We start from the raw sequence: 26904 nt of genomic DNA, 5'->3' as shown, positions 1-26904 counted from the left end.
GGGAGAGGAAGAAGATGAAAAAGATTGCTGCCAATTTCACGCCTACCCGCAAGCTGCTCAGTAGCGCACTTGTTGGCTGCCTGCTTTTGGGTGCGGCACCTGCGTTCGCGCAGAGCACCAGTGCGACCATCCGTGGCCAGGTAATGGCAGACTCGAGCCCTGCCGCGCAGGCACAGGTCACCGCGACGAACACCGCGACCGGGCTGACCCGTAGCGTGCAAAGCACTGGCAATGGCACTTATTCTTTGGCCGGCCTGCCGCCGGGCACCTACAAGGTGGACGTCAATGCCGGCGGCAAGACCAGTAGCCAGAACATCACCGTACAGGTCGGTCAGACCGCCACGGTGAATCTGGGTGTGGGGGGTGTGGCGGAAACTGCCGGTGGTGCGGCGACCAACCTGGATGCAGTGCAGGTAACGGCGCAGGCAGTGGTGGAAACCAAGACATCGGAGGTGGCGACCTACCTCACTCAGAAGCAGCTGCAGGCATTGCCGCAGAACTCGCGCAACTTCCTGGCCTTCGCGGATATCGTGCCGGGCGTCATGTTCAACACCGGTAACGAGGGTTCCACGTCGATCCGAAGTGGTGCCCAGTTGTCCAGTGGTGTCAATGTGTTCATCGATGGTGTCGGTCAGAAAGACTATGTGCTCAAGGGCGGCATTACCGGCCAGGATTCCAGTCGCGGCAATCCATTCCCTCAGCTGGGCATTGCCGAGTACAAAGTCGTCACTTCCAACTACAAGGCCGAGTACGACCAGTTGAGCAGCGCGGGCATCACGGCTGTCACTCGCTCGGGTACAAATGAATTTCACGGTGATTTTTTCTGGGACAACGTTGCCAGTAGCTGGGTGGCAGATACCATCCGCGAAAAGGATGGGCGCGACATCAAGGCTCGCACCCACGATGAACAGTACGGTGTTGCCTTGGGTGGTCCACTGATCAAGGACAAGCTGCACTTTTTCGTGACCTATGAAGCCAAGGACCGCAGTGACGCGCGTCAGGTTATCCCCGGTCGCCAGATTTCGGTCGAAGAGCTGCCCCAGCGCTTCCAGGACGAGGCCCGTTCCACGAACAACGCGCCGTTCAAGGAGGACCTGTACTTCGGCAAGTTGAGCTGGACTCCGGGTGACGCACATCTGGTCGAATTGACCATGAAGCGCCGTGAGGAAGATGAAGTCACTGGTATTGGTGGTGTCAACCTGGCGTCATACGGGACCCTGAAGACCGGCGAAGAAACACGCATCGACCTGCGCCACCAGTTCAATGCAGAGAATTGGATGAACGATGCTCATATCACCTATGAGGACGCCAGTTTCGCGCCGCGCCCGATAAACCTGGAGAATGGCTACAAGCTGTTCATTCCGCGTCGGGGCGAAGAGGCGCTGAACAACCCGACAATGGAAGAGGTCATCAATCGCGGCGGTGGCGGTGACTTCCAGGAAAAGTCGCAGAAGGGGTATTCGTTCCAGAATGACTTCACCTTCTTCGGGTGGGAAGGCCACACCGTCAAGGCCGGCATCAAGTACAAGGACATTGATCTTTCCGCCTTTGAACAGAGCCCATACTCGCCGCAGTTCCGCTATGACCTGAACCAGAGTCTGGATGTGCCCTATCTGGTGCAGTTCACGGCATCGGGCAATGGTTACCCGACGACAGTGGAATCCAGCGTCAAACAGTTTGGCATCTACATCCAGGATGATTGGGAGGTCAACGAACACCTCACCTTGAATCTTGGATTGCGCTGGGACTATGAAACCAACCCTGCATTCGAAGACCATGTCACGCCGGCCGGGCTGGTGTCCGCATTGCAGGCGTGGCCGAACATCAATAATTCAAATGTTGATTACGACTACAACAACTACATCAGCAACGGCCACAACCGCAGCGCATTCAAGGACGGCTGGCAGCCACGCGTAGGCTTCTCGTACGACCTCAATGGCGACCAACGGCATGTGATCTTTGGTGGTGCGGGTCGTTCGTACAACCGCAACCAATTCGACTACCTCTCGCTGGAAAAGTACCGCCTTGCGTTCCAACGCTACGAGTACCAGTTCAATACTCCCGGTCATGCTTGCACGCCGGGGGCGGGCAGCAACTGTTACAACTTCGACCCGAGCATGTTTGATCCAGCCGTGTTGGCGCAGATGGCGGCAGCCAGTCCGAACAATGGAACCGAAGTGTTCCTGCTCAACAACGATATCAAGACGCCTTACTCCGACCAGTTCAGCATTGGCATGCGCAATGCGTTCTCGATGCTGGGACATGACTGGAACTCATCTGTCACCCTGATGCACGTGTTGAGTCACGACGGCATCCTCTGGACGATGGGTAACCGCTACCCCAATGGTGAGTATCGCAGCAATCCTGCAGTCAACTGGGGCGGCCAGCCGTGGGGTGAGCAGTTGCCGGGATGGGGCCGATTCTTCATCGGCAACAATGCCGTCGAGACCCGTCTGAACTCGCTGCTGTTGGCGTTGGACAAGCCTTACACCACTGAGTCCCACTGGGGGGTGAGCCTTGCCTATACCTACAGCGACGCCAAGGAGAATCGCAGTAATTCAGATACCTTCTCGTTCGACTATCCCAATCTGGATAGTGTTGCGTTCACCACTGCGCTGGGTATTCCAAAACACCGGCTGGTGGCCACTGGTATCGTCGATTTTTGGGGTATCACCGGTTCGGCGAAGTTGGTCTTGGAAAGCCCGAAGCCGGTCGAGGCGCTCAACTGCTACGCCAGCACCATCGCCGATGACTGCGCGTTCGATCCCTTCAAGCCCGACAAGAAGGTTGGCTACAAGCAGTTGGATCTAGCACTTCAGAAGGAATGGGACACCGGTACGGATCTGAAGCTGCGGGTTCGTGGTGATGTGTTGAATGTCTTCAACTGGCGCAACGTGCTCTCATCGGAATACGCCAACTGGCGTGGCAACCGCGGTGTTGCCGACCCGAACTACGGTAACCGTACCGGTGATGCGATTGCACGCCCAACCCGCACCTTCAAGCTGTCGTTTGGCTTGACCTGGTGATTCGAGCCCCGGCTGGCCGTAGGCCGGCCGGGGTGCTGTTGCAGATGTCGTACGTCGTGTTCTTTCTTGGAATTTCATGGATTTCGCCTTGAGCAAGTCACGTACCTCGCAATTGTTGGCCTGTGTTCTCGCCGGTATGGGGCTGGCGTTGTTGGGAGGCTGTGGCAAGGCGCCGGAGCCGCCGATGCCGAAGGTATTGCCGCAGGTGATCCTGATCGAGGCGGACCTGCCGCCGCGGCCGATGAAGCCGGAACTGCCACCGCTGTTCGACGACATCGAGCGCCGCACCTTCCAGTTCTTCTGGGATACCACCAACGAACAGAACGGGCTGACGCCTGATCGTTATCCGTCGCGGCCGTTCGCCAGCATCGCTTCGGTGGGTTTCGCACTGACGTCGTATCCGATCGGCATCGAGAACGGCTGGGTCAGCCGCAACCAGGCGGTGGAGCGCACCCTGGTCACGCTGAAGTTCTTCCGTGACCTGCCAAGTGGCCCGCAACGCACCGGCAAGGGCGGCTACAAGGGTTTCTACTACCACTTCCTCGACATGCAGCAGGGCCGCCGCTATGACAGCTGGGTGGAACTCTCCAGCGTGGATACGGCGCTGTTGTTGATGGGCGTGCTGTTTGCACAGAGTTATTACGATCAGGACGATCCGCGCGAGAAGGAGATCCGGCAGATTGCCGACACGATCTACAAGCGCACGGACTGGCAGTGGCTGCAACGCAACAAGCCGCTGGTGTCGATGGGCTGGTTCCCGGAGAGCGGCTTCATCCAGCACGATTGGATGGGCTACAACGAAGCGATGATGCTCTACATCCTGGCCCTGGGATCGCCGACGCATCCGGTCGAGCCCGATGCGTGGACGGTGTGGACGCGTACCTATGACAACGATTGGGGTGTGTACCAAGGGCAGGAATACCTGTCGTTCGGGCCCTTGTTCGGCCACCAGTACAGCCATGTCTGGATCGACTTCCGCGATATCCAGGACCCGTACATGCGCGAGCGTGGCATCGACTACTTCCTCAACAGCCGTCGCGCTACCTTGGCCCAGCGCGAGTATGCGATTGAGAACCCGATGCAGTGGAAGGATTACAGCGCAAATGTCTGGGGTTTGACCGCAGGCGACGGCCCGCAGAACACCACCCAGGATTACAAGGGCGAACAGCGCCAGTTCCGCCACTACTCGGCGCGCGGCGCCGGCCTGCGCGAGAACTTCGACGACGGCACCATCGTGCCATCGGCGGCGATCTCCTCGTTGCCGTTCGCGCCGGAAGTGGTGATCCCGGCAACGGTGGAAATGCACAAGCGCTACGGCGACTACCTGTACTCCAGCTATGGCTTCCTGGATTCCTTCAACCCCAGCTTCGGCTACGACATTCCGCTCAAGACCGGGCGTCTGATTCCGGAGCGCGGCTGGGTGGCCAGCGATTACATCGCAATCGATCAGGGCCCGATCCTCGCCGGCATCGCCAACTACCGCGATGAGTTCGTGTGGGAGGTAATGAAAAAGAACCCCTACATCCGCAAGGGATTGGAGCGGGCGGGATTCACTGGCGGTTGGTTGGCGCCGGAAGACAGCTTCCAGCCACTGCAGAAGGACGAACAGGCAGCATCGGCGCGGGCCGCAGGGATTGCCGAGTCGCGCGCTGCGGCAGCGGCCGGGCAGAAGGCAGCCAGTGAGCAGCCGGCAGCGCCTGCGGTCAAGAAGCAGTGATGTGCGACCAATGATCCGCGCGCTGGCCATCGTGTTGTTGGTGCTGCTCGCAGGCTGTGCCAAGCCCGAGCAGGGCACCACCTTGCGGTTCTGGGCGATGGGCCGCGAGGCCGAGGTGGTCGGTGAGCTGGTGCGCGAGTTCGAGGCGGAGAACCCGGGCATTCGTGTCGATGTACAGAACATTCCGTGGACCGCAGCGCACGAGAAGTTGTTGACGGCGTATGCGGCTGACGGACTTCCCGATGTCTGCCAGCTGGGCAATACCTGGATCGCCGAATTCGCGACCTTGCAATCACTGACGCCGCTGCAGCCACTGGTAGATACGTCCACCGTCATCGATCAGTCCGACTACTTCGCCGGTATCTGGGATACCAATGTCGTCGATGGTCAGCTGGTCGGTATCCCGTGGTACGTGGACACGCGCCTGCTGTTCTATCGCAAGGACCTGCTGCGCCAGGCCGGCTACGCGCAGCCGCCGAAGACCTGGGCCGAGTGGGAGCAGATGAACGCAGCGTTGAAGAAGGTCATGGGCGCGCGTGGTTACCCAGTGCTGATGCCCTTGAACGAGTTCGAGCCGCAGTTGTCGTTCGCGCTGCAGCAGGAGGATTCCCTGCTGCGCGATGGTGATACCCGCGGCAATTTCCGCAGCCCCGGTTTCCGCCGCACGCTGGCCTTCTACGACAACATGTTCGAGCAGGGCTGGGCGCCGAAGATGTCCGAGACCCAGATATCCAATGTCTGGGATGAATTCTTCCGCGGCTTCACCGCGTTCTACCTGTCGGGTCCGTGGAACATCCGCGAGTTCCGCCAGCGCCAGCCACCTGGCCTGGAAGGCGAATGGGGCGCCACGCCCTTGCCCGGTCCGGACGGGCTTGGTGCGGGCATTGCCGGTGGCACCAGCCTGGTGGTGTTCCGTTCCTCGCAGAAGAAAGAGGCGGCGTGGAAGCTGATCGAGTTCCTGTCGCGGCCGGCGATCCAGCAGCGCTTCTACAAGATCATTGGTGACCTGCCACCGCGCCGCAGCGCCTGGCAGTCGCCGGAGTTGCAGCACGATCCGTTGACAGCCGCGTTTGCCGACCAGCTGGAACGCGTCAAACCCACGCCCAAGGTGTTGGAGTGGGAGCGCATTGCCCAGCAGATGCGGGTGGTGACCGAGCAGGTGGTGCGTGGCGGCCTGCCGCAGGACAAGGCGGTCGAGCAGCTGGACCAGCAGGTGGATGACATCCTCGCCAAGCGCCGTTGGATCGCCGAGCAGCAGGCCGGCGCAGCTGCGAAGGCAGCGCCATGAAGCGCGGCTCGCTGGCTGGCTGGGTCTTTGCCGCACCGGCGCTGATCGTGATCGGCGTGTTCTTTGGTCTGCCTGTGTTGTCGGCGCTGGCCTTGAGCCTGACCGACTTCGATCTCTACGCCTTGGCCGACCCGCACAACCTGCGCTTCAACGGACTGGGCAACTACATCGACCTGCTGCAGACACCGATGTTCTGGAAGTCACTGGGCAATACCGCGTACTTCGTTGTGGCCGGGGTCCCCTTGTCGATCGCTGTTTCCCTGGGGGCGGCGTTGTTGCTCAACGCCCCGGCCGCGCGCTTCAAGGCGCTGTTCCGCACCGCTTTGTTCGCGCCGGTGGTGACCACGCTGGTGGCGGTGGCGGTGATCTGGCGTTATCTGTTCCACACCCGCTACGGGCTGGTGAACTGGGGATTGGGCCAGGTCGGTATCAATCCGATCGACTGGCTGGGCGACCCGAACTGGGCAATGCCGACCATCATCGGCTTCGCGGTGTGGAAGAACTTCGGCTACAACATGGTGATCTTCCTGGCCGGCCTGCAGGCAATCCCCAAGGACCTGTATGAGGCGGCGCGCATTGATGGCGCCTCGCGCTGGCAGCAGTTCCTGCATATCACCTTGCCGATGCTGGGGCCGGTGCTGCTGGTGGTCGGTGTGATCACCGTGTCCGGTTACTTCCAGTTGTTCGCCGAGCCCTATGTGATGACCCGCGGTGATCCGCTGCAAAGTACCGTGAGCGTGCTCTATTTCATGTTCGAGGAAGGCTTCAAGTGGTGGAACCTGGGGCGCGCCTCGGCCGTGGCCTTCCTGTTGTTCCTAATCATCCTGGCGGTGACCACGCTGATGTTGCGCTTCGGCAAGCGCAGGGAGCTGGTATGAGCCAGGCCGGTATGAGCCGCGAAATCGGTCAGTCGCGTTGGCATGCGTGGTGGGTGAACGGTGGCTTGTTGCTGTTGGCCGTGATCAGCCTGGCGCCGTTGGCGTGGATGTTGTCGGTGTCATTCATGCCCAGCGGGCAGGCATCGCAGTTCCCGCCGCCGTTGCTGCCGGCGCACACCACGGTGGCCAACTACCAGGCCTTGTTCGCCCGCACCGGCATGGGCAACAACTTCGTCAACAGCTTGCTGGTGTCGGTTGCAATCACCCTGGGGTCGTTGTTGTTCAACACCCTGGCTGGCTATGCTTTTGCCAAGCTGCGCTTTGCCGGCCGCGAGCGGCTGTTCCAGATGCTGCTGGCTGCATTGGTGATCCCGGCGCAGGTGGCGATGCTGCCGCTGTTCCTGCTGATGAAGCAGATGGGCTTGGTGAACACCTTCGGTGGCGTGGTGATTCCAGCCTTGGCCAGCGTGTTCGGCATCTTCCTGGTGCGCCAGTACGCGCGCTCGATTCCCGATGAACTGCTGGAAGCGGCGCGCATCGACGGCGCCAGCGAGGCACGGATCTTCTTCCAGATCGTGCTGCCCATGCTCAAACCGGTGCTGGTGACTCTGGCGATCTTCACCTTCATGGGGGCATGGAACGATTTCATGTGGCCCTTGATCGTGTTGACCGACCAGGAGCACTACACCTTGCCGGTGGCGCTGGCCAGCCTGTCGCGCGAGCACATCATGGATGTGGAAATGATGATGGCCGGCGCGGTGGTGACGGTGCTTCCGGTGCTGTTGTTGTTCCTGGTGTTGCAGCGCTACTACATCCAGGGCCTGCTGCTGGGCAGCGTCAAGGGCTGAAGCACCGCGGCCCGCAAGCAGGCTGTGGCGCTGCACTTCCAAACGAAACAAACCGCCGCGGATGGCGTTGAACTTTGCGAAAATCCAGCAGGTTTTGCTGGTGGTAAATCGGGACTTTGCTGATGAATATGCGTTTTGTGATTGGTCTGCTGAGCTTGTTGCTGGCGTGGGTGCCGCCGGCCAGCGCTGCAGTGCTCGCCAAGTTCGATGATATCGGTGCGTGGCAGCTGATCACCTCGCCGCAGGTCAGCGGTTCGCTGCGTCCAGTGGCCGGCAACAGCGGGCGTGCGTTGTGCCTGGACTATGACTTCCATGAGGTGTCCGGCTATGTCGGCATCCGCCGTCCGTTGGATGTGACCTGGCCGGAGAACTACCAGCTGTCCTTCGACCTGCGCGGCGACTCGCCGGCCAACGACCTGCAGTTCAAGCTGGTCGATGCCAGCGGCGACAATGTCTGGTGGGTCAATCGTCCGGGTTTCAACTTCCCGAAGAGCTGGACCCGCATCATCTACCGCAAGCGGCATATCGAGAAAGCCTGGGGCCCGGACCCGGACAAGACCTTGCGTCGTAGTGCGGCAGTGGAGTTCACCATTTACAGCAAGGTCGGCGGCCGCGGCACGGTCTGCTTCGACCAGCTGACCCTGCAGCCGCTGCCGAAGGAAGACAACTCGGCGCTGACCACCACGGTGATCGCCGATACCGCCACTGCGCTGCAGCAGCGCATTGCTGACGGCAAACCAGACACATTGTGGATCAGCGGCGGCGTAAAGCAGCAGACGGTCAGCCTGGACCTGGGCAAGGTGCGCGAGTTCGGTGGTGCGGTCGTGCAATGGGCGTCGGGATTGGAAGCTTCGCGCTACGTGGTGCGCTCGTCCGCGGATGGTCGCGACTGGAAAACCCTGCGTGAAGTCACCAGCGGCACCGGCGGCAGGGATTGGCTGGCATTGCCGGAGACCGAGGCGCGCTACCTGCGCTTCGATCTGGTCGATGGCCCGAACTGGCGTTATGGCATCCGCGACATCAGCCTCAAGCCGCTGTCGTTTGCGAATACCCCGAATGATTTCATCCGTTCTGTTGCTGCCGATCTGCCGCGTGGTTCCTTGCCGCGCGGCTTCAGCGGCGAGCAACCGTACTGGACCATCCTCGGCCTGGACGGCGGTCGCGAGCAGGCCCTGATCAGCGAGGATGGCGCGCTGGAGGCGATGAAAGGCGGCTTCAGCATCGAGCCGTTCGTCGTGCTCGATGGCAAGGTGATCGGCTGGGCGGAGGTGAAGTCCAGCCAGAGTCTGCAGGATGGCTATCTGCCGATGCCGTCGGTGGCTTGGGAGCACGACCACTTCGGTCTGAATGTCACGGGCTTCGTGCAGGGGCGGCCGGACCAGGCACAGCTGGTGGCACGCTATGAGCTGCACAACACCGACAAGGTCGCGCACGAGTATCGTCTGGCGCTTGCGGTGCGGCCGTTCCAGGTCAATCCGCCCAGCCAGTTCCTCAACACCGTCGGTGGCGTCAGCCGCATCGACAATCTCGCAGTGCGGACCGGGCAGATAAGCGTCAACGGCCAGCCGCGCGTGTATACGTCGCTTCCGGCCGATGCGGGTTTTGCCAGCAGCTTCGACAGCAAGTTGGCTGTCACCCACCTGGCTGACAAGGACTTGCCGATCACGCAGGAGGTTCGCGATGCCACCGGCTTGGCGTCGGGCGCCTTGGTCTACAACTGGAAGCTGGAGCCGGGACAGCGTCGAGAGGTGGTGTTGGTGCTGCCGCAGACCGGCAACTGGCAGATGCCGGCCAGGTTCGATGCCGACAAGGCGCAGCAGCAGGTCGCAGCGATGTGGCGGCAGAAGCTTGATCAGCTCAAGCTGCGCGTGCCAGACGCGGGCCAGCCGTTGGCCAATACGCTGCGCACCGCACTCGCACATATGCTGATCTCGCGGGTTGGACCGAGCCTGCAGCCGGGCACGCGTTCCTACGCACGCAGCTGGATCCGTGACGGCGCGATGATCTCCGAAGGCCTGTTGCGGATGGGGCGCGCCGATGCGGTGCGCCAGTACGTGGATTGGTATGCGCCGTATCAGTTCGAGAGTGGCATGGTGCCGTGCTGCGTGGATGCACGCGGCAGCGATCCGGTGCCGGAGAACGACAGCCACGGTGAGTTGATCTACACCATCGCCGAGTACTGGCGGCACACTGGCGATACTGCCTTCCTGCAGCAGATGTGGCCGCGTGTGCAGATGGCATGGAACTACATGGAACAGCTGCGGCTGAGTGAGCGCACGGAAGAAAACCGTGCGCGCAAAGCCGGCTTCTACGGCATGATGCCGGCCTCGATCAGCCACGAAGGCTATTCGGCCAAGCCGGTGCATTCGTACTGGGACAACTTCTGGGCGCTGCGCGGTTACAAGGACGCTGCCGACATGGCGGTAGCGCTGGGACTGGAAACCGAAGCGCTGGCGATGGTTGCATCACGTGATCAGTTCCGTCAGGACCTGGACGAGTCGCTGCGTGCTGCAATGGCCGCGCACAAGATCGACTACCTGCCTGGTTCGGTGGAGCTGGGGGACTTCGATGCCACCTCCACCACGATCGCGTTGGCGCCAGGCGGCGAGCAGGGAAGGTTGCCGCAGCCCGCCTTGGACAATACCTTCGAACGCTATTGGCAGCACTTCATCGAGCGCCGTGACGGCAAGCGGCAATGGAAGGACTACACGCCATACGAGTGGCGCAACGTAAGCGCCTTCGTGCGCCTTGGTTGGCGTGCGCGGGCGTGGGAGGCCACCGAGTTCTTCCTCAAGGACCGTGCACCGCCGGCATGGAATCAATGGGCCGAAGTGGTGTCTTCGACGCCGCGCCAGCCGTTCTTCGTCGGCGATCTGCCGCATGCCTGGGTGGCGTCGGACTTCGTGCGTTCTGCATTGGATATGTTCGCGTACGAGCGTGATGTCGATGGTCCGATCGTGCTCGCTGCGGGCGTGCCCACCAGCTGGTTGACGGGCAAGGGCATCGCCATCGAGGATTTGAATACCTCGCACGGGATGTTGAGTTACTCGCTGCAGCGCAGTGACAAGCAGTTGACCTTGCAGGTGTCCGAAGGACTGCGGTTGCCGGCGGCGGGGCTGTTGCTGCAATGGCCTTATGAGGGCACGCCGGGAGAGGCGACGATCAATGGCGAACCGGCTCAGTGGCTGGGCAATGAGCTGCATATCGGCAGCCTGCCGGCGAAGGTCGAAATCGAGATTCCCGCCGAGCTGCGCCGCAGCGAGCGCAGCAGACGTTGAGCAGTAAAAACTGCGCCTCGAACACCGAGGCGCAGGCCAGTCGACGAGAGGGAGAGGAAGAGCTTCCGTCGGATCTGAGAAAACAAATGCACCAGCCGTCCTTTGCCCGGCTGTAGTGCCGAGCCATGCTCGGCAGGGGCATTCCCGCAGAAAGCCTGTAGGAGCGGCGTAAGCCGCGAAGCTGATGTCGCGTGCAGATAATGCATAAAACGCACCAGGCTTCCTGTCCGAAACCTTGGCAAGCAGATGCGGGTGGTTTCCATGCTGCCGGCTTCGCGGCTTACGCCGCTCCCACAAAACATGTTGTGGTGTGTCAGCTGGCGCGGGCCTGCTTGACGATGGCGGCGGCAGCGGCGGCGGACTTCTTCACTTCGTCCCATTGGCCGTTGCGGATCCAGCTGTCCTGCACCATCCACGAGCCACCGATGCAGACCACGTTCTTCTGCGACAGGTAATCGCCTGCGGTGGCTTCGGTGATGCCGCCGGTGGGGCAGAGCTTGAGCTCCGGAATCGGACCGGCAACACCCTTGATCATCGCCAGGCCGCCAACGGCGGTGGCCGGGAACAGCTTGCAGATGCGGAAGCCGCGCGCGACCAGCTCCAGCAGTTCGGTCGGTGATGCAGCGCCCGGAACCACCGGCAACGGCGCAGCCGCCAAGGCATCGGCCATGTGTGCGGGCGTGCCCGGGGTGACGATGAAGTCGGCACCGGCATCGATGGAGCGCTGCATCTGCTCGACGGTCAGCACGGTGCCGGCACCGACAACTACATCCGGCAGTTCGCGCTTGAGCATGGCCAGCGCTTCCATTGCCACCGGCGTGCGCAAGGTCAGTTCAATCGCGGGCAGACCACCTTCGAGCAGGGCGGCGCTGACGGCGCGCGCCTGGTCGAGGGTGTGCACGGTAACGACGGGCAGGATGCCGGCGGCGCTCAGCAGCTGCTCGGCGCGGTCCTGGTATTGGGCAATGTTCATGGAGTCCTCTTTGATAAAGGTGTTCGCGAATCCTGGATCTCAGGCGTCGTTGGCTTCGTGTGGGGCGGCGGCTGCGGCATGGTCATGGCCGAGTTCGTATTCGGCGTCGTAGTCCCACAAGCTGCCGTCCGGACGGGCCGGGCCGCAGGAGATCGAGATCGCGCCCTGATCGGCCGGGCCGACGATGCGGCGGTTCATCGCGAACAGGTTGCGGCCCATGTCCGAGCCGGCCGGTGCGGTGTTGGCGGCAATGCCACGTGCGGCCCATTCCGCGGCATCGACCAGTACTTCCAAGGTGCCGGCTTCACCATCCAGGCGGATGATGTCGCCCTCGCGGATACGCGCGATCGGACCGCCGCGTGCTGCTTCCGGAGTAACGTGGATAGCGGCGGGGATCTTGCCGGAGGCGCCGGAGAGACGACCATCGGTGACCAATGCAACGCGTCGACCCTGGTTCTGCAGCAGGCCGAGCAGCGGGGCCAGCGAGTGCAGTTCCGGCATGCCGTTGGAGCGTGGGCCCTGATAGCGCACGACCGCGACGAAGTCCTGCGGCAGGGCGCCAGCGGCATGCAGTTTGTTGAGGATCTGCGGTGCATCGACGACCACGGCCGGTGCTTCAATCGTGCGGTACTGCGGCTTCACTGCAGACAGCTTGATCAGCGAGCGGCCGATATTGCCGCGCAGCAGGCGCAGGCCGCCCTGGGCTTCGAACGGATTGGAGGCGGGGCGCACCACGTCCTCGTCGCCGCTGACGTCAGCGGCGGGCACGTAGCTGACCTTGCCGTCGGTGAGGCGTGGCTCCTGGGCGAACGCGCGCATGCCACCCTCGGCAATCGTGGTCGCATCGGCGTGCATCAGGCCGGCGTCCATCAGTTCGCGGAATACGAAGCCGGGACCGCCAGCGGCGGCAAAACGGTTCACGTCGGCTTCGCCGTTCGGATAGACGCGGGCCAGCAGCGGCACGATCTGCGAGAGCTCATCCATGTCGTCCCAGGTGAGCACGATGCCTGCGGCACGGGCAACGGCGATCCAGTGGATGGTGTGGTTGGTCGAGCCGCCGGTCGCCATCAAGGCGACCACGGCATTGACGATGGCGCGCTCGTCGATCAGGTGGCCGAACGGGCGGAAGTCATTGCCGAGCGCGCTGATTTCCAATGCGCGTGCGGTGGCGGCGCGGGTCAGCGCGTCGCGCAGCGGCAGTTCCGGGTTGACGAAGGAGGCGCCTGGCAGCTGCACGCCCATCGCTTCCAGCAGGACCTGGTTGGAGTTGGCGGTGCCATAGAAGGTGCAGGTACCCGGTGCGTGGTACGAGGCGGATTCGGCTTCCAGCAGTTCTTCGCGGGTAGCTTCGCCTGCGGCGTAGCGCTCGCGGACTTCGGCTTTCTTCTTGTTCGGGATGCCCGGTGTCATCGGCCCGGCCGGCACGAACACCGCTGGAAGGTGACCAAAGGCGAGGGCGCCGATCAGCAGGCCGGGTACGATCTTGTCGCAGACGCCCAGATAGATGGTGGCGTCGAACATGTCGTGGCTGAGGCCAATCGCCGTTGCCTGCGCAATCACGTCACGCGAGAACAGCGACAGTTCCATGCCGCCACGGCCTTGGGTAACGCCGTCGCACATCGCCGGCACCGCGCCGGCAACCTGGGCGGTTGCGCCCAGCTCGCGTGCGGCATTACGGATCAACTCCGGGTAATGCTCGAACGGCTGGTGCGCGGACAGCATGTCGTTGTACGAGGTGATGATGCCGAGGTTGGGCGTCACGTCACCGCGCAGCCGGTCCTTGTCGGTGGGCCCACAGGCAGCAAAGGCATGGGCCAGGTTGCCGCAGCTCAGGCGCGCGCGGAACGGACCTTCGCGCAGCGCGGCATCGATCCCGGCCAGATAAGCCGCGCGCGACGGGGCGCTGCGCTGGCGGATGCGATCGGTGATGGCTTGGATTTTCGGATGCATGGCTTTATGGCTGGAATGAGGAGGGAGGTGCAGCTGGGGAAGCGGCGGGCTTCGGACTCTGTTTCGGGAAGGACCATCTCCAGCTCCTGCGAGCGGCAGGTGAGGTCCATTCCCGGTTCCGGATCCGCTGGTTCCCGCTCAAGGACACCAATGCACGCGCAGCTTGTTGCCGGGCGCATTGATTGCAGCAAGGATCGGGAAGGTGTCCACGTCGCCGGAGGCAAGTGCGGCGTTGAGCACCTCGAGCTTCTGCTTGCCGCGGACCAGCAGCAGGCGCTGGTTGGCCAACGCCAGGCCATGAGGGGTCAAGGTGATGCGCAGGGACCAGTGCTTGGCCACCGGGCAGCCGGTCGCGTCCAATGCCGCATAAGGGTGTTTGCTCTGCAGTGCCTGCGGCAGGTCGGGCGAGCCAGGGAACAACGAAGCGGTATGGCCGTCATTGCCCATCCCCAGCACCACCAGACAGGGTGGCTGTGAATGCGTGGCGAGCAGGTTGGCGGTGTGTACGCATTCGGCGATCGGCAGGCCAACGCGGACCAGCGGGTCAAAATGCGCACCTTCGGCATGACGCAGGAAGCTGTCACGTACCAGCCAGGCATTGCTGTCCTTGTCCTGCGGCGAAAGCCAGCGTTCGTCGGCCAGGCCAACCTCAACCCGTGCCCATTCCAGCCCCTGGTCGGACAACAGTTCGTAGATGGGAGCCGGCGTGGTGCCGCCGGACAGCAGCATGCGGGCGCGCCCGCGCTGTTCGATCTCCGCGCTCAGCAGGGCTGCCATTTCCTTGGCGACACCTTCGGTCCAGGCCTCTTCGTCAGCATGGCGGATAAGTGTGATGCGGTCGGAAACAGCGGCGTTCATGCGGTCACTCCAGAATTGGCGCGCTGCATGTCGAGCGCATAAGCAGTGGCGCCCAGCAAGCCGGGGCAGGGATGGGTGATGGCCATCGAAGGGATCTGCGACATCGTCGCGGAGAAGCGTCCCTTGCTTTCAAACCGTTGACGGAAGCCGGAATGCTGCAGCTGCTGCAGCAGGCGCGGTACCAGTCCACCGGTCAGGAACACGCCGTCCCAGGCGCCCTGTACCAACACCGCGTCACCGGCGACCGCACCGAAGATCTCGAGGAATACTTCGACCGCACGACCCGCCAGCACATCACCTTCGGCGGCACGTGCGCTGACTTCGGCCGGTTGCAGCAGGCCCGGATCGGTACCTGCCATCTCGCAGATGGCACGGTGGATGTTGACCAGGCCGGGACCGCAGACCAGGCGTTCGTTGGACACCCGCCCGAACTGCGCTGACAGGATTTCCAGGATGCGGATCTGTTCGGGCGAGTTCGGTGCAAAGCTGGCATGGCCGCCTTCGGTGGCCAGCGGGTAGTTGCGACCATCGCGCACCACCAGTCCGCCAACACCCAGGCCGGTGCCGGGGCCAAGCACGCAGTAGTTGCGTGATTCGCCCAGCGCAGCGGGCTGCCAGCCAGCGCCGCCAACCTGCACGACATCGTCAACGCCGAGCAATGCGATCGACATGGCCTGGGCGACGAAGTCGTTGATCAGATGCAGCTGCTTGAAGCCGAGCTGCTCGGCAGTACGCGCGCGCGAGATGACCCATGGATGATTGGTGATGCGTGCTTCGTCACCATCGACCCGGCCTGCTACCGCGAACACTCCGCTGCTGGCGGTCGCGCCGCGCTGCTGCAGGTAGTGCGCGGCGGCGTCGGCGAGCGACGCGAACTGCGCCACCGGATACTCGTCGATGCTGCCCTGATCCAGCGGCGCGGTCGCGGCGCGGTCGGCCAGCGCGAAGCGTGCGTTGGTGCCACCAATATCCGCTACCAGTACCAGGTCGGTGCTGGGGCTCACAGCCCCTGCTCCGGGCCTGCTTCGGCGGCAATGGATTCGGGCAGGAAGTCCTGTCCCAGGCGCGGTCCCCAGCCGCCGGCCGGGTAGGGCTCCATCGGCAGGTCGGCGGCCTTCCAGGCATCGCTGACGCTGTCGATCCAGGCCCAGGCGGCACGGACTTCATCGTCGCGCACGAACAGAGCGTGGTTGCCGTTGAAGGCGTCCAGGAACAGGCGTTCGTAGGCAATGCGACGGTGCAGGCCGGTGGGAACGGAAAGTTCCAGTTCCAGCGGCTGCAGTTCCAGTGCTCCCCATTCCGGGCCGGCCAGCGAGCTCATCAGGCCGAGCTGGATGTTTTCCTGCGGCTGCAGCTGGAAGGTCAGGCGGTTGGGGGTGGCGTTCTTGCGGTCGGGGCGCTCGAACAGCCAATGCGTCACCGGCTTGAGGTTGACCTCGATGCGGGTGGTGCGCTCGGGCAGGCGCTTGCCGGTAACCAGGTGGAACGGCACGCCGGCCCAACGCCAGTTGTCGATATGTGCGGTGACGCCGACAAAGGTCTCGGCCTCGCTGCCTTCCGGAGGCTGGTAAGCCTGTGCGGGCTGGCCATTGATGGTGCCGGCGGTGTAGCGGCCGCGCACGCTGTCCTTGGCCGCGTGCTTGGCGTCGAGCGGGCGCAGGGCGCGCAGCACCTTCACCTTTTCGTCGCGGATGCGGTCGGCTTCCAGCGATGCCGGCGGTTCCATCGCCACCAGGCACAGCAGTTGCAGGATATGGCTCTGGACCATGTCGCGCAGTGCGCCGGAGCGCGAGTAATACGAGTCGCGGCCATCCACGCCGTCGCTCTCGGCGACAAGAATGTGCACCGAAGCGATGTAGTTACGGTTCCACACGGCTTCCAGCAAGGTATTGCCGAAGCGCAGCGCCATCAGGTTCTGTACCGCTGCCTTGCCAAGGTAATGGTCCAGGCGGAACACGCGGTCTTCGTCGATCAGCTTGCCGATCGACTGCAGGATCTCCTCGGCGCTGTCGCTGTCCGAGCCGATCGGCTTTTCCAGCATCAGGCGGTTGGGTGCAGCCAGCGCGCCGCCCAGTGCCAGGCCTTCGCAGGTGGAGATGTACAGCCCCGGGGGGATTGCCAGATAGCTGACGCAATTGCGGTGGACCAGGTCCTTGACCGCTTCGGCGACCGACTCGGCATTGCGCAGGTCCACCGAACGGTAGTCGATACGGTTGAGCAGGTTGCTGATGTCTTCCTGGCTGGCATGCGGCATGGCTGCTTCCAGGCGCGGACGCAGGAGGTCGCGGAATTTCCCGGTGTCATGCGGCGACAAGGCCAGCGCACGCACACGGAAATCTTCAGGGAGCAGGCCGTCGCCAAGCAGGCGTAGCAGGGACGGGAACAGATAGCGCTGGGCCAGATCGCCTGTGGCACCGAACAGGAAGAGGGTGTCGTGCATTGCGCGAGTTTCGGGTGCGGATGACATCGTTGTCAATTGTTCGTCTTCAAGGCCTGCGCCGCGATTGGGACGCCCGCGTCCTTCGGCGCGAGGGGGCGGGCGGGGGCAGTCTGGGCTTGTGCAATGCAGCATGCCGCGAGGGCGGGAGCAGGTCCGTGCAGCGGAGCTCAGGTGCCATGTAGGAACGACTGTGATGGTGCCATATGAATATGCTTACCGTGCACAATGTTTCGGATGTATACGATTGCAGGAAACTGTTCTCTTGCGGTGACGCAAGTGTTTCGCCGCATCAGGTTTCGACTCGCAACGAGGTAGTGATGGCCAAGGTTCAATTCGACGGTGTGCGCAAGGTGTATGACAACGGGCAGGTCGCCGTTGCCGGGGCCAGTTTCGACATCGCCGATGGCGAGTTGATGGTGCTGGTGGGGCCGTCGGGCTGCGGCAAGTCCACACTGCTGCGAATGGTGGCGGGGCTGGAGGAGATCAGTGCAGGCCAGCTGCGCATCGACGAGCGGGTGGTCAATGACGTCGCGCCGAAGGATCGGGACATCGCGATGGTGTTCCAGAACTACGCGCTCTACCCGCATATGACCGTGGCCGAGAACCTGGGCTTCGGTTTGAAGCTGCGCGGCCACGACAAGGCCGAGGTGCAGCGTCGTGTGCGGGAAGCCGCCGATTCGTTGGGTCTGACGTCGATGCTGGACAAGGTGCCGCGTGCGATGTCGGGTGGCCAGCGTCAGCGCGTTGCATTGGGGCGTGCGCTGGTGCGCGAGCCGGCGGTGTTCCTGCTGGATGAGCCGCTGTCCAATCTGGATGCAAAGCTGCGTCACTCGGTGCGCACCGAGATCGCGCAGCTGCATCGCAAGCTCGGCACGACGATGATCTATGTCACCCATGACCAGATCGAGGCGATGACGCTGGGCCAGCGCATCGTCGTGCTCAATGAGGGGGTGATCCAGCAGATCGATACCCCCATGGCGCTGTATGACAGGCCGGTCAATCTGTTTGTTGCGGGCTTCCTCGGTAGTCCGGCGATGAATATGTTGCGTGGGCAACTGCGGCGTGACGAAGCGGGCTCGGCGGTGCTGTGGTTGGATGAGGGGCTTGGTATTGCACTCGGCGCCGTGTCACTGGGCGCGCAATGGTTCGACAAGCCGTTGGTGGTTGGCGTGAGGCCCGAGCACTTGCAGCCCGGTGGTGGTGCAGCCGCGTTCAACGCGCGCATCGAAGGGTTGGAGCCGGTCGGAAACGAGATTTTCGTCAATCTGCGCTACGGCGAGCAGGCGCTGATCATGCGGGTGCCGCCACAGCAGCTGCCGCAGGTCGGGCAGGAGATTGCAGTTGAGGTGAACGCATCGAAGCTGCACTTCTTTGATGCGGGCAGTGGCAGCCGCATCGAAGCGGAAGCTTGATCTCTGTAGTGCCGAGCCGTGCTCGGTAGAGGCCTTACCGATAAGGCCCCAGCCGAGCATGGCTCGGCACTACGGTTCTGCTCCCTCCCTTTGCCGCAGGCAAGGGGGAGGGGTAAGGCTCTTCGCGATTTGATGTAGCCGTGGCTTCGCGGCTTGCGCCGCTCCTGCATCAGTTGGCCGGCAGTGCCTGTGTAGTGCCGAGCCATGCTCGGCTGGAGCTTTACCGGTACAGCCCCTGCCGAGCATGGCTCGGCACTACAGGTGAAGCGCAAGGCACTACCGGGCTTCAGCGCGCCAGGCCTTCCAGCAGCGGCTGGATGCTGGCGATCTCGCCATTGACCTGCAGTGGGCCTTCCGGCAACTCCAGTGGCAGCACTGCAAGCGCCAATGCGCCGGCCACACAGGCGACGCTGCCGATGTTGCTGTCGCCGTGCTGGACTGCATCACCGGAGTTTGCGAATGATGCGCATTCCAATAGCGCCAGCGAGCGCTTGGCCTTGCCCAGGAAATGGGTGCGGGCAACGATCTCCTGGCCGGGATAGCAGCCCTTCTTGACGCTGTAGGCGTTCAGGCGATCCAACCCCAGTTGCTGCGGCGTCCATTGCTCACGCTGCGCATCCTCGAGGCGGGGTAGGCCGAAACGAAGGTCGTATTGACGCCACGCCAATTCAGCCGTCATGTCGTCAACGGAGCTTGCTGCGCTGCTGATCTGCAGCGTTCGCGGCACCGTTGCGCTGCCCATATCCAGTTCGATGACGCCGTCGGCCAGCTGCGCTATTTGCGCGCCACGCGCCTGACCGGGCGTTTCCAGCGCGGCATTCACTGTCAGCGTGCTGGCATGGCTGATGACGACCTTGCGGCGGAACACGAAGCGCCGCAGTTGCTCGGCCATGGCCTCGCCGCCGCCGTCGTGGCAGATCAGCAGCAGGGTCTGCGCGTCCACCCTTACAAGCTGAAAGATAGACAGCACGCGGCCTTTGGCGGTCAGCCAGGCGCTCCATTGCCAATGACCGTCGGCCAGTGAGGGCACGTCATTGGCGAACTGGGCTTGGGCGAAAGCGACCGCATCGGCTCCCGCAAGACTCACGATCTGAGCCTTGGAAAGTGTGCGGAAACCGGTGAAAGCAGGGGCGAGGTTGTCAGACACGTGACTGAGGACTAAAATTTGTGCGTTGCGAGACCACCAATGATAGGCCAAACAACCCCCACTCCCGAGCCCGAAGCTGAAGCCCCGTTGGGCCCCGAGAAGCAGCCGCTTCCCGAGGTTACGCCGGTGCCTCAGGAAATAGGCGGCCGCGGCGGACTCGATCCGGTGCGGTATGGCGATTGGGAGAAAAACGGGCGCTGCATAGATTTCTGAGCAGCGTTGAGCCAACGCGGCATTGAGCCGCCCAGCCGAGATATGAGTCAGCGAATGGCGAACAGACCCCGCCCCCTTTCTCCGCACCTGCAGGTGTATCGCTGGCAGATCCAGATGGCCACCTCGATCCTGCATCGAGTAACCGGCATCATTCTGACTGTCGGTTCCCTGATCATCGCGGGCGGCTTGTTCGCCCTGATGATGGGACCTGAGTCCTGGAACTGCTTCACCACCCACGCCAGCGCCTGGTACGGCAAGGTGATCCTGTTCGGTTGGACCTGGTGCTTCGCCTATCACCTGTGCAATGGCATCCGCCATATCGTGCAGGACTTCGCCATCGGCTACGCCAAGGCTACCTTCATCCGCAGCAGCTGGATGTCGGTGATTGCCTCGCTGGTGCTGACCGCGCTGATCTGGGCTTACGTCTGCATGGGAGCTGCCGCATGAGCAAGTACCGCACCCCGCTGAAGAATGCGCGTGGCCTTGGCAGCGCCAAGTCCGGTACCGAGCACTTCGTCCACCAGCGCCTGACCGCGACCGCCCTGGTCGCACTGACCATCTGGTTCCTGTGCCTGGTGCTGAGCCTGATGGGCGCCGATTACGTCACTGCCGTGGAAACCATTGCCAAGCCGTGGAACGCGATCCTGCTGGGTGGCTTCCTGGTCGCCATGTTCTGGCACGCCCAGCTTGGCCTGCAGGTGGTCCTCGAGGACTACATCCACAACTCGCTGATGGCCTTGGCCTTGCAGACCACGGTCAAGTTCGTCGCCGTGCTCGGCGCCATCGTCAGCATCTTTGCGGTTGCCCGCATCGCGTTTGGGAACTGATACATGTCCGCTTACAACATCACTGAACACAAGGTCGACATGGTCGTCGTCGGCGCCGGTGGCGCTGGCCTGCGTGCAACGTTCGGCCTGGCCCAGAAGGGCCTGCAGACTGTCTGCATCACCAAGGTCTTCCCGACCCGTTCGCACACCGTGGCAGCACAGGGCGGTATTTCCGCCGCGCTTGCCAACATGGGCGAGGATGACTGGCGTTACCACTTCTTCGACACCATCAAGGGCTCGGATTGGCTGGGCGACCAGGACGCCATCGAGTACATGTGCCGTGAGGCCATCCCGGCCATCATCGAGCTGGAGCACTACGGCGTTCCGTTCTCGCGCACCGAAGAAGGCAAGATCTACCAGCGTCCGTTCGGTGGCATGACCACCAAGTACGGTGAAGGCCCGTCCGCGCAGCGTACCTGCGCCGCCGCCGACCGTACCGGCCACGCCATCCTGCACACCCTGTACCAGCAGTCGCTGGCGCACGATGCGCAGTTCATGATCGAGTACTTCGCACTCGACCTGATCTTCGACGACGAAGGCGTCTGCCGTGGCGTGCTCGCCCTGGACATGGCCGAAGGCACCCTGCACCTGTTCCGTTCGCAGGGCGTGGTGCTGGCAACCGGCGGTTACGGCCGTGCCTACTTCAGCGCCACCTCGGCGCATACCTGTACCGGTGACGGCGGTGGCCTGGTGGCCCGTGCCGGCCTGCCGCTGCAGGATATGGAGTTCGTGCAGTTCCACCCGACCGGCATCTACGGTGCCGGCTGCCTGATCACCGAAGGTGTGCGAGGCGAGGGTGGCATCCTGCGCAACAGCAGTGGCGAGCGCTTCATGGAGCGCTACGCACCGCATTACAAGGATCTGGCATCGCGTGACGTGGTGTCGCGTTCGATGACCATCGAAATCCGCGAAGGCCGCGGCGTCGGCGAGCACAAGGATCACATCCTGCTCGACCTGACCCACCTCGGCCCGGGCGTGATCGACGACAAGCTGCCGGGTATTGCCGAAAGCGCGCGCATCTTCGCGGGCGTGGACGTGCACAAGCAGCCGATCCCGGTCATTCCGACCGTGCATTACAACATGGGCGGCATCCCGACCAACTACCACGGTGAAGTGGTGCGCAAGGTCGGCGATAACCCCGATGCAGTGGTGCCGGGCCTGTACGCCATCGGCGAAGCGGCCTGCGTGTCCGTGCACGGTGCCAACCGTCTGGGCTCCAACTCGCTGCTCGACCTGGTGGTGTTCGGCCGCGCCGTGGCCAACCGCTGCGCCGAGACGATCAAGCCGGGTGCACCGCACAAGACCCTGCCATCGGATGCCTGCGACAAGGCCCTGGGCCTGCTCGACAAGCTGCGTCACGCCAATGGCGATACGCCGACTTCGGTCATCCGCGACAACATGCAGCGCACCATGCAGAACGATGCAGCGGTGTTCCGCACCAGCAAGACGCTGGAAGAAGGCTGCCAGAAGATGGCGGAAGTGTTCGATTCGTTCCAGGACGTCAAGGTTTCCGACCGCTCGCTGGTCTGGAACTCGGACCTGATCGAAACCTACGAGCTGAACAACCTGCTGCTCAACGCAGTGGCGACCATCAACTCGGCCGAGCAGCGCAAGGAAAGCCGTGGCGCCCACGCGCACGAGGATTACCCGGACCGCGACGACGTCAACTGGCAGAAGCACACGCTGGTCACTGTCGACGAAAAGGGCAAGTGCAGCTTCGATTACCGCCCGGTGCACATGTACACGCTCAGCGATGACGTGTCCGTGGTGCCGCCGAAGCCGCGCGTCTACTGATCCGGGGAACTTACGAACATGGCTGAATTTGCACTCCCGAAGAACTCCCGGTTGACCAAGGGCAAGCACTTCCCCGCCAAGGGCGGCGCGAAGAACACGCGTACCTTCAAGATCTACCGCTGGAGCCCCGATGGCGACCAGAACCCGCGTACCGACACCTACGAGATCGACCTCGATGCGTGCGGCCCGATGGTTCTGGACGCGCTGATCAAGATCAAGAACGAGATTGATCCGACCCTGACCTTCCGTCGCTCCTGCCGCGAGGGTATCTGCGGTTCGTGCGCGATGAACATCGACGGCACCAACACCCTGGCCTGCACCCGCGCCATTGCCGATTGCGGCAAGGCCGAAGTGCCGATCTACCCGCTGCCGCACATGGACGTGGTCAAGGATCTGGTTCCGGACCTGACCCACTTCTACGCGCAGTACGCCTCGATCAAGCCGTGGATCCGCACCCAGACCCCGGCCCCGGCAGACCGCGAACGCCTGCAGTCGCCGGACGACCGCAAGAAGCTGGACGGCCTGTACGAGTGCATCCTGTGCGCCTGCTGCTCGACCAGCTGCCCGAGCTACTGGTGGAACGGCGAGCGTTACCTGGGCCCGGCGATCCTGCTGCAGGCCTACCGCTGGATCATCGACTCGCGCGATGAAGACACCGGCGCACGCCTGGACGACCTGGAAGATCCGTTCAAGCTGTACCGCTGCCACACCATCATGAACTGCGCACGCACCTGCCCGAAGGGCTTGAACCCGGCACTGGCAATTGCCGAGATCAAGAAGCTGATGATGGCGCGTCGCGCTTGATGTGTTCTGCCTTCTCCCTTCGGGAGAAGGTGCCCCGCAGGGGCGGATGAGGGTACGGGTGACGCCTGCTTCCCTCGATTTCGCGGGAGCTTCGCTCCAGCCCTCACCCCAACCCCTCTCCCGGCGGGAGAGGGGCTCTGGTATCCGAGGTATCCGAAGCCATGCAGACCGAAGACGAAATCCTGTTGAAGAAGCTGCGCTGGCGCTGTCGGCGTGGCATGCGCGAGCTCGATCAGCTGTTCGGCCGTTATCTGGACCGCCGCTGGCTGGAAGCACCTGTGGCCGAGCGCGAGGTTTTCCTGCAGTTGCTGGACACCGAAGACGATAAGTTGTGGCGCTGGTCCATGGGCTACGAGGTCTGTCCGGATGCGTCGCAGGCGCAGCTCATCGCCTACATCCGCGCCCTTCCGGTGTGAGTGGCGTCCATCACGCTGGCTGATCTGCGCGATCCTTGGCCTGGCGGTACTGGCCGCCATTTCGATACTGAACTGTAGATTGGAGCCGGGCCATGCCTGGCCGTTGGCCGTGTGCGTGCTTGGCTGTGGGCTGCTGCAGGCGCGGGCTGAGTGGCGAAGGCCATGCCGGGACCTGTTGATACCGCCACCGCCGGGGGCGCCGAGCGTTGATGGAGTGCCTGTTGGGCAGGTCGAACTGCTCGAGCGCGGACCGCTGCTGGTGCTGCGCTGGCGGCAGGGCAAACGCCGCCAACAGCTGCTGTTCTGGCCCGATACGCTGCCCAGGGCGCAGCGACGTGAACTGCGACTGGCCGTGAAGGCGCATGGCGTTTCCCGCCAGCCGCCGGGAATGGCACCATAGCTACCAGTTCACGGGCAGACACGCATGTTCAAACCCTTACCTGTCGCAATCGGATTGCGCTATCTGCGCGCCAAGCGCCGCAATGGCTTCATCTCCTTCATCTCCATGGCTTCCATCCTCGGCATCGCGCTCGGGGTGATGGTGCTGATCACCACCTTGGCGGTGATGAGCGGCTTCCAGAAGGAAATCCGCGACCGCCTGCTGCAGATGTCGGCCCACGCCACGGTCAGTGCCGATGGCGAGCCGATGGCCAATTGGCAGCACGCCATCGACGTGGCGACCAAAGATCCGCGAGTGGCCGGTGCCGCGCCGTATATCGAGATCCAGGGCATGTTGAGCGGCCTGCGGGTGCAGGGCGCGATCATCCAGGGCGTTGACCCGGCGCAGGAATCCAAGGTCTCGGTGCTGGCCGAGAAGATGACCAAGGGCAAGCTGGACAGCCTGCAGCCCGGCGAATTCAACATGGTGGTCGGCAAGGAGCTGGCGATCTGGTTGGGCGTGGATGTCGGCGACAGCGTCGTGGCCACGCTGGCCGAAGTGCAGGGCACGCCGATGGGCGCCATGCCGCGGGTCAAGCGCTTCAAGGTCAGCGGCATCTTCGAGGCTGGCTCCAATGAAGTCGACCGCGGCGTCGCCTTCACCAACATGCAGGACATGGAGCGCGTGCTGCGCATGGACGGCGTCACCGGCGTGCGCCTGAAGATGCACGACATGGACCAGGCCTATACCGTGGCCCGCGATCTGGCAGTCAACCTCAACGGCTATTACCGGGTGAGCGATTGGACCCAGGAGAACGCCAATCTCTACCACTCGTTGCGTATGGAAAAGACGGTGATGGGCATCCTGCTGTCGCTGATCGTGGCAATGGGTGCATTCAACCTGGTGTCTTCGCAGGTGATGCTGGTGACCGACAAGCAGGCCGATATCGCCATCCTGCGCACGCTTGGCCTCACGCCCGGTGGCGTCATGCAGGTGTTCATGGTGCAGGGCACGCTGATCGGCGTGTTCGGCACCATTGTCGGCGTGATCAGCGGCATCACCTTGACCCTCAACCTGGAACGCATCCTCGGCCTGATCGAGACCGTGTTCAACATCAAGCTGCTGCCGGAGGATGTGTACTACATCACCGGCCTGCCGACCGACATGCAGACCGGCGATATCGTCGTGATCACCGTGGTGGCGCTGCTGATGAGCTTTGCCGCAACCATCTACCCGGCGTGGCGCGCAGCCCGCACCCAGCCGGCGGAGGCGCTGCGCTATGAATGAGAACGCATTGATGGAATCGGTAATCCGCGCCGAGGGTCTGGGCAAGACCTATGCCGAAGGCAAGATGCACACACCGGTATTCGACGGCCTGGATTTGAACGTTGCCGCCGGCGAGACCGTGGCCATCGTCGGTGCCTCGGGCGCGGGCAAGAGCACCTTGCTGCACCTGCTGGGCGGCCTGGATGTTCCGACGGCGGGCGAAGTCTATGTGGCCGGGCAGCGCATGTCGGCCCTGTCCGACGCCGCGCGCGGCAAGCTGCGCAACAGCTCGCTGGGCTTTGTCTACCAGTTCCACCACCTGCTGCCGGAGTTCACCGCGCTGGAGAATGTGATGATCCCGGTGATGCTGGGCGGCAGCGACCCGGCCGCTGCCAGCGCCCGCGCCAAGGGCTTGCTGGAGTCGGTGGGGCTGGGCCATCGGCTGGATCACAAGCCGGGCGAACTGTCCGGCGGCGAACGCCAGCGCACCGCGGTTGCCCGCGCCCTGGTGAACCAGCCGGGCTGCGTGTTGGGTGATGAGCCCACTGGCAACCTGGACGACAAGACTGCCGGTACCGTGTTCGACCTGATGCTGGAGTTGAATCGGGTCCACCGCACCAGTTTGGTTCTGGTCACCCATGATCGCAGTCTGGCGCGCAAGCTGGATCGCGTGCTGGAGCTGCGCCAGGGCCGGCTGCACGAGTTGGCCAGTAGCGGGGTTTGAGTCGCGAAAGGGAGGTGTTGGTCCCGTGGCCGCCATGGGGCTAGCATGCTTGGGTAAGTACTAGCTGCTTCATGGGGTCGGGTTGTTTCCTTCAATGAGGATTGCTGTCATGAAGAAAATGCTTGTTGCGATGCTGTTGGCCGCCGTTCTTGGTGGCTGTGCAACGACGGGAAAGCTGACCAGCGCCGAGCGGCTTGATCTCTATCGCGCGCACGCCGGTGAGCCGGTGAAGAACTTCAGATACTTCGGTTCGCTCAATGGTTGGACCGAGCTGGGCGACAGCGCCTTGGCGGTATGGACCAAGCCCAACGAAGCCTGGCTGTTGAATCTCAGCGGGCCGTGCATGGACCTGTCATTCGCCCCGGCGATCAGCATCACCAACATGATGGGGCAGGTGTCGGCGCGTTTTGACCGCGTGATCGTGCATGGTGGCGGCCCGATGGCACGTGTGCCGTGCCGGATCGACAGCATCCAGCCACTGGACGAGAAGAGCCTGCGCGCCTCCGAGAAAGAGCTGCGTGAGGCCAAGATCTCCGAGCGCGCTGCAGATCAGGGCACAGAGACGGAGTGAGATGCCATCTGTAGTGCCGAGCCATGCTCGGCAGGGGCCTTCATGCGCGGACCAACCGTTGTCGGTAAAGCCCCTGCCGAGCATGGCTCGGCACT

23 protein-coding genes are annotated in these 26904 nt (G+C 63.1%); 17 read left to right on the top strand and 6 right to left on the bottom strand.

Features of this window, described 5'->3' with window-relative positions:
• Positions 1-14: 14 nt before the first annotated feature.
• The 6 genes from AC13FW_RS06145 to AC13FW_RS06120 all read left to right on the top strand — a co-directional run bounded on the left by AC13FW_RS06145 (position 15) and on the right by AC13FW_RS06120 (position 11035).
• Entirely contained in the window at positions 15-3026 is a 3012-nt protein-coding gene (locus AC13FW_RS06145; protein ID WP_482988522.1) for a TonB-dependent receptor domain-containing protein, read from the top strand.
• Between the two features lie 184 nt (positions 3027-3210).
• The gene (locus tag AC13FW_RS06140; protein ID WP_482988641.1) at positions 3211-4743 is read left to right on the top strand and encodes a glucoamylase family protein; all 1533 of its coding nucleotides are present in this window, start codon (positions 3211-3213) and stop codon (positions 4741-4743) included.
• A 13-nt stretch (positions 4744-4756) separates the two neighbouring features.
• A complete protein-coding gene (locus tag AC13FW_RS06135) occupies positions 4757-6031 on the top strand; it encodes a sugar ABC transporter substrate-binding protein (RefSeq protein WP_482988640.1) in 1275 nt (424 codons plus the stop codon).
• Positions 6028-6909 carry a carbohydrate ABC transporter permease gene (locus AC13FW_RS06130; RefSeq protein ID WP_481533074.1) on the top strand — a complete coding sequence of 294 codons (882 nt, stop codon included), beginning with the start codon at positions 6028-6030 and terminating at the stop codon, positions 6907-6909. The genes AC13FW_RS06135 and AC13FW_RS06130 overlap by 4 nt, the downstream gene beginning before the upstream one ends.
• Before the next feature lie 11 nt (positions 6910-6920).
• Complete coding sequence (locus AC13FW_RS06125; protein ID WP_482988639.1) at positions 6921-7757, top strand: carbohydrate ABC transporter permease; 837 nt, start codon at positions 6921-6923, stop codon at positions 7755-7757.
• Positions 7758-7885: 128 nt separating this feature from the next.
• Positions 7886-11035, top strand: a complete 3150-nt coding sequence (locus tag AC13FW_RS06120) for a discoidin domain-containing protein (protein WP_482988638.1) — start codon at positions 7886-7888, stop codon at positions 11033-11035.
• Between the two features lie 313 nt (positions 11036-11348).
• Here AC13FW_RS06120 and eda read toward each other — a convergent pair whose 3' ends face one another.
• The 5 genes from eda to zwf all read right to left on the bottom strand — a co-directional run bounded on the left by eda (position 11349) and on the right by zwf (position 17388).
• Complete coding sequence (gene eda / locus AC13FW_RS06115) at positions 11349-12008, bottom strand: bifunctional 4-hydroxy-2-oxoglutarate aldolase/2-dehydro-3-deoxy-phosphogluconate aldolase (protein WP_482988521.1); 660 nt, start codon at positions 12006-12008, stop codon at positions 11349-11351.
• A 39-nt stretch (positions 12009-12047) separates the two neighbouring features.
• The gene (gene edd, locus AC13FW_RS06110) at positions 12048-13958 is read right to left on the bottom strand and encodes a phosphogluconate dehydratase (protein ID WP_482988520.1); all 1911 of its coding nucleotides are present in this window, start codon (positions 13956-13958) and stop codon (positions 12048-12050) included.
• A 138-nt stretch (positions 13959-14096) separates the two neighbouring features.
• Positions 14097-14816, bottom strand: a complete 720-nt coding sequence (gene pgl, locus AC13FW_RS06105) for a 6-phosphogluconolactonase (RefSeq protein WP_482988519.1) — start codon at positions 14814-14816, stop codon at positions 14097-14099.
• Positions 14813-15820 (bottom strand): glucokinase, encoded by a 1008-nt coding sequence (gene glk / locus AC13FW_RS06100; protein ID WP_296250446.1) that lies wholly within the window; start codon positions 15818-15820, stop codon positions 14813-14815. Before glk ends, pgl begins: the two co-directional genes overlap by 4 nt.
• Positions 15817-17388 (bottom strand): glucose-6-phosphate dehydrogenase, encoded by a 1572-nt coding sequence (zwf, locus tag AC13FW_RS06095; RefSeq protein WP_482988518.1) that lies wholly within the window; start codon positions 17386-17388, stop codon positions 15817-15819. The genes glk and zwf overlap by 4 nt, the downstream gene beginning before the upstream one ends.
• 185 nt (positions 17389-17573) lie before the next feature.
• Between zwf and AC13FW_RS06090 the strand changes: the two genes are divergently transcribed.
• The gene (locus AC13FW_RS06090) at positions 17574-18668 is read left to right on the top strand and encodes an ABC transporter ATP-binding protein (RefSeq protein WP_482988517.1); all 1095 of its coding nucleotides are present in this window, start codon (positions 17574-17576) and stop codon (positions 18666-18668) included.
• A gap of 286 nt (positions 18669-18954) precedes the next feature.
• Here AC13FW_RS06090 and ygfZ read toward each other — a convergent pair whose 3' ends face one another.
• Positions 18955-19815, bottom strand: a complete 861-nt coding sequence (gene ygfZ, locus AC13FW_RS06085; protein ID WP_482988516.1) for a CAF17-like 4Fe-4S cluster assembly/insertion protein YgfZ — start codon at positions 19813-19815, stop codon at positions 18955-18957.
• 39 nt (positions 19816-19854) lie between these two features.
• On the opposite strand from ygfZ, the gene AC13FW_RS06080 reads away from it, so the two are divergent.
• From AC13FW_RS06080 to AC13FW_RS06035, 10 genes are all read left to right on the top strand, one after another.
• On the top strand, positions 19855-20028 hold the full coding sequence (locus AC13FW_RS06080; protein ID WP_303746729.1) for a DUF1674 domain-containing protein: 174 nt from the start codon (positions 19855-19857) through the stop codon (positions 20026-20028).
• Positions 20029-20082: 54 nt separating this feature from the next.
• Positions 20083-20475: a succinate dehydrogenase, cytochrome b556 subunit gene (gene sdhC, locus AC13FW_RS06075; RefSeq protein ID WP_057626052.1), complete on the top strand. Its 393-nt coding sequence runs from the start codon at positions 20083-20085 to the stop codon at positions 20473-20475.
• Complete coding sequence (gene sdhD / locus AC13FW_RS06070; RefSeq protein WP_282268787.1) at positions 20472-20855, top strand: succinate dehydrogenase, hydrophobic membrane anchor protein; 384 nt, start codon at positions 20472-20474, stop codon at positions 20853-20855. The genes sdhC and sdhD overlap by 4 nt, the downstream gene beginning before the upstream one ends.
• Positions 20856-20858: 3 nt before the next feature.
• Entirely contained in the window at positions 20859-22649 is a 1791-nt protein-coding gene (gene sdhA, locus AC13FW_RS06065; RefSeq protein ID WP_296250431.1) for a succinate dehydrogenase flavoprotein subunit, read from the top strand.
• A gap of 18 nt (positions 22650-22667) precedes the next feature.
• Positions 22668-23453 carry a succinate dehydrogenase iron-sulfur subunit gene (locus AC13FW_RS06060; RefSeq protein ID WP_282268791.1) on the top strand — a complete coding sequence of 262 codons (786 nt, stop codon included), beginning with the start codon at positions 22668-22670 and terminating at the stop codon, positions 23451-23453.
• Between the two features lie 161 nt (positions 23454-23614).
• Positions 23615-23869 (top strand): FAD assembly factor SdhE, encoded by a 255-nt coding sequence (locus AC13FW_RS06055; RefSeq protein ID WP_482988515.1) that lies wholly within the window; start codon positions 23615-23617, stop codon positions 23867-23869.
• Between the two features lie 214 nt (positions 23870-24083).
• The gene (locus AC13FW_RS06050; protein WP_482988514.1) at positions 24084-24269 is read left to right on the top strand and encodes a hypothetical protein; all 186 of its coding nucleotides are present in this window, start codon (positions 24084-24086) and stop codon (positions 24267-24269) included.
• Positions 24270-24293: 24 nt separating this feature from the next.
• Positions 24294-25535 carry a lipoprotein-releasing ABC transporter permease subunit gene (locus AC13FW_RS06045; RefSeq protein ID WP_282268798.1) on the top strand — a complete coding sequence of 414 codons (1242 nt, stop codon included), beginning with the start codon at positions 24294-24296 and terminating at the stop codon, positions 25533-25535.
• Positions 25528-26238 (top strand): lipoprotein-releasing ABC transporter ATP-binding protein LolD, encoded by a 711-nt coding sequence (gene lolD, locus AC13FW_RS06040; RefSeq protein WP_482988513.1) that lies wholly within the window; start codon positions 25528-25530, stop codon positions 26236-26238. The genes AC13FW_RS06045 and lolD overlap by 8 nt, the downstream gene beginning before the upstream one ends.
• Positions 26239-26347: 109 nt before the next feature.
• Positions 26348-26809: a DUF6491 family protein gene (locus AC13FW_RS06035; protein ID WP_482988512.1), complete on the top strand. Its 462-nt coding sequence runs from the start codon at positions 26348-26350 to the stop codon at positions 26807-26809.
• Positions 26810-26904 lie beyond the last annotated feature (95 nt).

The sequence above is a fragment of the Stenotrophomonas sp. 21LCFQ19 genome (assembly GCF_056861425.1).
This window is presented reverse-complemented; position numbering and strand designations above follow the sequence as displayed.

Excerpts from the sequence above, each read along its gene's own strand:
- AC13FW_RS06145 (WP_482988522.1), top strand. The coding sequence starts at position 15 with ATGAAAAAGATTGCTGCCAATTTCACGCCTACCCGCAAGCTGCTCAGT.
- AC13FW_RS06140 (WP_482988641.1), top strand. The coding sequence starts at position 3,211 with ATGCCGAAGGTATTGCCGCAGGTGATCCTGATCGAGGCGGACCTGCCG.
- AC13FW_RS06130 (WP_481533074.1), top strand. The coding sequence starts at position 6,028 with ATGAAGCGCGGCTCGCTGGCTGGCTGGGTCTTTGCCGCACCGGCGCTG.
- AC13FW_RS06125 (WP_482988639.1), top strand. The coding sequence starts at position 6,921 with ATGAGCCGCGAAATCGGTCAGTCGCGTTGGCATGCGTGGTGGGTGAAC.
- AC13FW_RS06120 (WP_482988638.1), top strand. The coding sequence starts at position 7,886 with ATGCGTTTTGTGATTGGTCTGCTGAGCTTGTTGCTGGCGTGGGTGCCG.
- eda (WP_482988521.1), bottom strand. The coding sequence starts at position 12,008 with ATGAACATTGCCCAATACCAGGACCGCGCCGAGCAGCTGCTGAGCGCC.
- edd (WP_482988520.1), bottom strand. The coding sequence starts at position 13,958 with ATGCATCCGAAAATCCAAGCCATCACCGATCGCATCCGCCAGCGCAGC.
- pgl (WP_482988519.1), bottom strand. The coding sequence starts at position 14,816 with ATGAACGCCGCTGTTTCCGACCGCATCACACTTATCCGCCATGCTGAC.
- zwf (WP_482988518.1), bottom strand. The coding sequence starts at position 17,388 with ATGCTGCATTGCACAAGCCCAGACTGCCCCCGCCCGCCCCCTCGCGCC.
- AC13FW_RS06090 (WP_482988517.1), top strand. The coding sequence starts at position 17,574 with ATGGCCAAGGTTCAATTCGACGGTGTGCGCAAGGTGTATGACAACGGG.
- AC13FW_RS06080 (WP_303746729.1), top strand. The coding sequence starts at position 19,855 with ATGATAGGCCAAACAACCCCCACTCCCGAGCCCGAAGCTGAAGCCCCG.
- sdhC (WP_057626052.1), top strand. The coding sequence starts at position 20,083 with ATGGCGAACAGACCCCGCCCCCTTTCTCCGCACCTGCAGGTGTATCGC.
- sdhD (WP_282268787.1), top strand. The coding sequence starts at position 20,472 with ATGAGCAAGTACCGCACCCCGCTGAAGAATGCGCGTGGCCTTGGCAGC.
- sdhA (WP_296250431.1), top strand. The coding sequence starts at position 20,859 with ATGTCCGCTTACAACATCACTGAACACAAGGTCGACATGGTCGTCGTC.
- AC13FW_RS06060 (WP_282268791.1), top strand. The coding sequence starts at position 22,668 with ATGGCTGAATTTGCACTCCCGAAGAACTCCCGGTTGACCAAGGGCAAG.
- AC13FW_RS06055 (WP_482988515.1), top strand. The coding sequence starts at position 23,615 with ATGCAGACCGAAGACGAAATCCTGTTGAAGAAGCTGCGCTGGCGCTGT.
- AC13FW_RS06045 (WP_282268798.1), top strand. The coding sequence starts at position 24,294 with ATGTTCAAACCCTTACCTGTCGCAATCGGATTGCGCTATCTGCGCGCC.
- lolD (WP_482988513.1), top strand. The coding sequence starts at position 25,528 with ATGAATGAGAACGCATTGATGGAATCGGTAATCCGCGCCGAGGGTCTG.
- AC13FW_RS06035 (WP_482988512.1), top strand. The coding sequence starts at position 26,348 with ATGAAGAAAATGCTTGTTGCGATGCTGTTGGCCGCCGTTCTTGGTGGC.